Source organism: Nonomuraea sp. NPDC001699, from assembly GCF_053596455.1.
In genome coordinates this window covers 527,423-533,422 of record NZ_JBSFGF010000006.1, presented here as the reverse complement: position 1 = coordinate 533,422, position 6,000 = coordinate 527,423, and the positions used below count along the sequence as shown (strand labels likewise).

The following is a 6,000-nucleotide window of genomic DNA, read 5'->3' as shown; positions in this document are numbered from 1 at the left end:
TTTCATGCACTGGCTTTTAACACACTGTTGAGTTCTCAAGAAACGGACGCGTACTTCCTCACCAGAACCCGTTCCCGGATCCTCGTTCAGAGGCGCTCGTATTTCATTTCTTTCAGTCTACCAGATCCGGACGATTCTTGTCAAACCGCCCGATCCGGGAGCTTCCGGACCTGCCCCGTTTCGGAGCAACCCTGCTAACTTACTCTAACTTCCGGCCTTTGTCCAACCGCTAGGTCAGACAGCCCGAAAGTCGGGGTTGATCAGAAGGGGTGTGGGGCCGATCGGCCCCGCGTTGAAAACTGTAGCAGCCCTGAGGACGACGAAGGTCCATCTTCGGTAACGAATGGACCTTCCCCGCGTTCGTATGGTCTAAACCCCGAGCCCGGACAGCTGCGCCTCAAGGCGCGCGATGTCCGCGGCGGCCTGCTCGGCACGGGCCCTGACCTTGGCCACCACGTCGTCGGGCGCCTTGGACATGAACTGCTCGTTGCCCAGCTTGCCGGTCGCCTGAGCGGCTTCCTTCCGGGCGGCGGCGAGATCCTTCTCCAGACGCTTCCGCTCGGCCACGACGTCGATGGCGCCCGCGGTGTCGATCTCCACGGTCACCGCGCCCACGCTGAACCGCGCCGTGGCGTTGAACGTCTCCGCCGGCTCGGTCAGCCGCAGCAACGCGCGGATCGCCTTCTCCTGAGCCTCCAGCGGCGTGCCGGACAGCCCCAGCCGGGCGGCCACCTTCTGGCCGGGCTTGAGCCCCTGGTCGGAACGGAACCTGCGGACCTCGGTGACGAGCTCCTGGAGGGCGTCGATCTCGGCCTCGGCCGCCGGATCGGCGTAGCGCGGGTCGGCCTGCGGCCAGGGGGCCACGACGATCGACTCGCCACCTGTCACCGCTCGCCACAACTCCTCGGTGACGAACGGCACCAGCGGATGCATCAACCGCAACAGCGCGTCGAGCACGTGCCCGAGCACGAGCCGGGTGTGTTCGAGCCCCTCCCCGAGCTGGATCTTGGCCAGCTCCAGGTACCAGTCGCAGACCTCGTCCCAGGCGAAGTGGTAGAGCAGGTCGGAGGCTTTGGCGAACTCGTACTCGTCGAAGGCCGCATCCGCGGCGTTCACCACGGTCTGCAGGCGGGACAGGATCCAGCGGTCGGCCGCGGTGAGGTCGAGCCCGTCGAGCGAGCCCACCGTCGCGCCGTTCATCAGCGCGAACCTGGTGGCGTTCCAGATCTTGTTGCAGAAGTTGCGCGAGCCGGCCGCCCATTCCTCGCTCACCGCCACGTCGGCGCCGGGGTTGGCGCCGCGCAGCAGCGTGAAGCGGGTGGCGTCGGCGCCGAAACGCTCGACCCAGTCGAGCGGGTCGACCACGTTGCCGAACGACTTCGACATCTTCTTGCCGTATTGGTCGCGGACCATGCCGTGCAGGGCCACGGTCTGGAACGGCGGACGGCCGTCCATGGCGTAGAGGCCGAACATCATCATCCGGGCCACCCAGAAGAACAGGATGTCGTAGCCGGTGACCAGGACGGAGGTCGGATAGAACTTCTCCAGCTCCGGAGTGGAGTCGGGCCAGCCGAGTGTCGAGAACGGCCACAGGCCCGAGGAGAACCAGGTGTCGAGGACGTCGGAGTCCTGGGTGTAGCCGGCCGGCGGCTCCTCGTCGGGGCCGACGCAGACGACCTCGCCGCCCGGGCCGTACCAGACCGGGATGCGGTGGCCCCACCACAGCTGCCGGGAGATGCACCAGTCGTGCATATCGTCGACCCAGTCGAAGTAGCGCTTGGCCAGCTCCGGCGGGTGGATGCGGGTGCGGCCGTCGCGCACGGCGTCGCCGGCGGCCTTGGCCAGCGGCGAGACGTTGACGAACCACTGCAGCGACAGCCGCGGCTCCACCACGGTCTTGCAGCGCGAGCAGTGGCCGACCGAGTGCAGGTACGGGCGCTTCTCGGCGACGATGCGGCCATCGGCGCGCAGCGCGGCGACCACGGCCGGGCGTGCCTCGAAGCGGTCGAGCCCTTGGAAGGGGCCGTGAGCGGTGATGACGCCGCGCTCGTCCATGACGGTGAGGGACGGCAGCGAGTGGCGTCGGCCGATCTCGAAGTCGTTGGGGTCGTGGGCCGGGGTGACCTTGACCGCTCCGGTGCCGAAGGCGGGATCGACGTGCTCGTCGGCGACCACGGGGATCATGCGGCCGGTCAGCGGCACCTCGACCATCGTGCCGACCAGGTGGGCGTAGCGCTCGTCGGAGGGATGGACGGCCACGGCCGTGTCGCCGAGCATGGTCTCGGCGCGGGTGGTGGCCACCACGATCTCGTCGGAGTAGCGGATCGAGACCAGCTCGCCCTCGTCCTCGCTGTGCTCGACCTCGATGTCGGACAACGCGGTCAGGCAGCGCGGGCACCAGTTGATGATGCGCTCGGCGCGGTAGATGAGCCCGTCGTCGAAGAGCTTCTTGAAGATGGTCTGGACGGCCCGCGACAGCCCCGGGTCCATGGTGAAGCGCTCGCGCTCCCAGTCGACGCCGTCGCCGAGCTTGCGCATCTGGCCGAGGATGCGGCCGCCGGACTCCTTCTTCCACTCCCAGACGCGCTCGACGAACGCCTCGCGGCCCAGGTCGTGGCGGGACAGGCCCTGCTTGGCCAACTCGCGCTCCACGACGTTCTGGGTGGCGATGCCGGCGTGGTCCATGCCGGGCAGCCACAACGTCTCGCGGCCCTGCATGCGGGCGCGGCGGGTCAGCGCGTCCTGGACGGAGTGGTCGAGGGCGTGCCCGATGTGCAGGACGCCCGTCACGTTGGGCGGCGGGAGGACGATGCTGTACGGCACTCGCGAGCTGCCCGGGTCGGCGTGGAAGTAGCCTTCGGACACCCAGCGCTCGTAGCTACGGGTCTCGACGTCGGCCGGCGTGTATTGGGTGGGCAGCTCTTGCGTGGTCACAGTGACCAATTCTAGGGAGCCGGGCAAGCGAAACGCCCCCGGGTTGATTCCCGGGGGCGTTTTCGACGACGGTCAGGCCGACTTCTCGCGCGGCGTGCGCTGCTGCTTGGCGGCGAGCTGGTCGCGCGGCACGAGCGTCGGGATCGCGTGTTCGAGCACCGACTCGCGGGTGATGACCACGCGGGCGACGTCCTGGCGGGAGGGCACCTCGTACATGACGGACTGGAGCACTTCCTCCAGGATCGCGCGCAGGCCGCGCGCGCCGGTGCCGCGCAGGATGGCCTGGTCGGCGATGGCCTCCAGCGCGCCGTCGGTGAACTCCAGCTCCACGCCGTCGAGCTCCAGCAGCTTGCGGTACTGCTTGACCAGCGCGTTGCGGGGCTCGGTGAGGATCTGGATGAGGGCCTCGCGGTCGAGGTTGTGGACCGAGGTGATGACCGGCAGACGCCCGACGAACTCGGGGATCATGCCGAACTTCAGCAGGTCTTCGGGCATCACGTCGCCGAAGATGTCGGCCGTGTCGACCTCTTCCTTCGAGCGGATGATGGCGTTGAAGCCGATGCCCTTCTTGCCGATGCGCGACTCGATGATCTTTTCGAGGCCGGCGAAGGCTCCACCGCAGATGAACAGCACGTTGGTGGTGTCGATCTGGATGAACTCCTGGTGCGGGTGCTTACGCCCGCCCTGCGGCGGCACCGAGGCCGTCGTGCCTTCGAGGATCTTCAGCAGCGCCTGCTGCACGCCCTCGCCGGAGACGTCACGAGTGATCGACGGGTTCTCGCTCTTACGGGCGATCTTGTCGACCTCGTCGATGTAGATGATGCCCGTCTCGGCCTTCTTGACGTCGTAGTCGGCGGCCTGGATGAGCTTGAGCAGGATGTTCTCGACATCCTCGCCGACGTAGCCCGCCTCGGTGAGGGCGGTGGCGTCGGCGATGGCGAAGGGCACGTTGAGCATCTTCGCCAGAGTCTGTGCGAGGAGAGTCTTTCCCGACCCGGTGGGCCCGAGCAGCAAGATGTTGCTCTTGGCCAGTTCAAGGCCGTCGTCTCTGCCCCGGTCGCCGGACTGCACCCGCTTGTAGTGGTTGTAGACCGCCACCGAGAGCGCCTTCTTCGCCTTGTCCTGTCCGATGACGTAGGCGTCGAGGAACTCGTAGATTTCCCTCGGCTTGGGCAGGTTGTCCCACTTGAGCTCGGAGGACTCGGAGAGCTCCTCCTCGATGATCTCGTTGCAGAGATCGATGCACTCATCGCAGATGTAGACGCCTGGACCGGCAATGAGCTTTTTGACTTGCTTCTGACTCTTTCCGCAGAAAGAGCACTTCAGCAGGTCTCCCCCGTCGCCGATGCGTGCCACCCCAGATACTCCTTTGCGTGGGACCGCCCTGCTCACGCGAGCAGTGTCTCCGGACATCCTCCGGACTAGGCCGAACCGCTCAGGTTTCGACGTTACCGTCTTCTGGGCCCTCAGTGAGCCCCCTAGCGGCGAGTCGCACCGGAACGTGCCCTATTGGGCAGCGCTCCGGTGCGTCACATCTCAACTAGGAAGCGACGGCCTGAGCTCGTTTCTTCCTGGTCGGGATGATGTCGTCGATCAGACCATACGCCTTTGCCTCGTCCGCGTTGAGAATTTTGTCGCGTTCGATGTCCTTGCGGATGTCGGCGGAGGCCTTGCCCGTGTGCTTCGCCACGATGTCCTCAAGGAGGGATCGCATGCGGAGGATCTCGCGGGCCTGGATCTCGATGTCGCTTCCCTGGCCACCGCCCTCGGTGGAGGGCTGGTGGATCAGCACCCGGGCGTTGGGCAGCGCGAAGCGCTTGCCCGGGGTGCCGCCGGCCAGCAGCACGGCCGCGGCGGACGCGGCCTGGCCGAGGCAGACGGTCTGGATCTCCGGCCGGACGAACTGCATCGTGTCGTAGATCGCCGTCATGGCCGTGAACGAGCCGCCGGGCGAGTTGATGTAGATGCTGATGTCACGGTCGGGGTCGAGCGACTCCAGCGTCAGCAGCTGGGCCATCACGTCGTTGGCCGACGCGTCGTCGATCTGCACTCCGAGGAAGATGATGCGGTCCTCGAAGAGCTTGTTGTACGGGTTCATCTCCTTCACGCCGTAGGACGTGCGCTCGACGAAGGAGGGGAGAACGTAACGGCTCTGGATGTTCATGTCAGCTCCCCCTAGGAGACCGGGCCCACGGAGGGCACCTGCCGCGCGCTGCGCACCACGTGATCGATGAAGCCGTAGTCCTTCGCCTCCTCGGCCGTGAACCAGCGGTCACGGTCGGAGTCGGACTCGATCTGGTCCAGCGGCTGCCCGGTGTGGAAGGCGATCCGCTCGGCGAGCGTCTTCTTCACGTAGAGCATCTGCTCCGCCTGGATGGCGATGTCGGCCGCGGTGCCGCCGATGCCGCCGGACGGCTGGTGCATCATGACGCGGGCGTGCGGCAGGCCGTAGCGCTTGCCGCGGGCGCCGGCGGTGAGCAGGAACTGCCCCATGGAGGCGGCCATGCCCATCACCACCGTGGACACGTCGTTAGGCACATATTCCATCATGTCGTAAATCGCCATACCGGCACTCACCGAGCCCCCCGGCGAGTTGATGTACAGCGTGATGTCGCGCTCGGGGTCGTCGGCCGCGAGCAGCAACAGCTCGGCGCAGATCCGGTTGGCGATCTCGTCGTTGACCTCCTGACCGAGCACGATGATGCGCTCACGCAGCAGGCGCTGGTAAAGCTGGTCCTCAAGCCGGAAGGACGAGCCGTTCTCACGGCCTCGCGACTCAGGCTGATAGAAGGTCGGCGGGCTGGTCACAGCGTCACCTTCCGATGCGTCGTAAGTGATTGGCTTTGCTTGTGACCTTAACGCGCGACGCCCACAGGTCATGCCCGGTCCCCCGTACTGTTCGCTGACGGCGCAGGTCTGGGTGACCGGTCTTCTGTCAGGCTACGCCGTTCCTCCACGTCCAGCTCATGGTCCGGCTCTGTGGGCGATTCGGCGGGGATGATTCCTGGCTGGTGGGGCTTGTGGAGCTTCTGGGGTTGCGTCCCGGTGAATGCCGTCCGGCGGCGG

4 protein-coding genes are annotated in these 6,000 nt (G+C 66.5%); all 4 read right to left on the bottom strand.

Annotation, left to right across the window (positions count from 1 at the left end):
- Positions 1–369: 369 nt before the first annotated feature.
- A complete protein-coding gene (locus ACWCSU_RS21785) occupies positions 370–2,943 on the bottom strand; it encodes a valine--tRNA ligase (RefSeq protein ID WP_449937020.1) in 2,574 nt (857 codons plus the stop codon).
- Positions 2,944–3,006: 63 nt separating this feature from the next.
- The gene (gene clpX, locus ACWCSU_RS21780; protein WP_185067261.1) at positions 3,007–4,290 is read right to left on the bottom strand and encodes an ATP-dependent Clp protease ATP-binding subunit ClpX; all 1,284 of its coding nucleotides are present in this window, start codon (positions 4,288–4,290) and stop codon (positions 3,007–3,009) included.
- A 184-nt stretch (positions 4,291–4,474) separates the two neighbouring features.
- On the bottom strand, positions 4,475–5,098 hold the full coding sequence (locus ACWCSU_RS21775; protein WP_352323604.1) for an ATP-dependent Clp protease proteolytic subunit: 624 nt from the start codon (positions 5,096–5,098) through the stop codon (positions 4,475–4,477).
- An 11-nt stretch (positions 5,099–5,109) separates the two neighbouring features.
- Complete coding sequence (locus tag ACWCSU_RS21770; protein WP_352323605.1) at positions 5,110–5,742, bottom strand: ClpP family protease; 633 nt, start codon at positions 5,740–5,742, stop codon at positions 5,110–5,112.
- Between the last annotated feature and the right edge of the window lie 258 nt (positions 5,743–6,000).

Coding starts and splice junctions, on each gene's coding strand:
- ACWCSU_RS21775 (WP_352323604.1), bottom strand. CDS start 5,098: ATGAACATCCAGAGCCGTTACGTTCTCCCCTCCTTCGTCGAGCGCACG.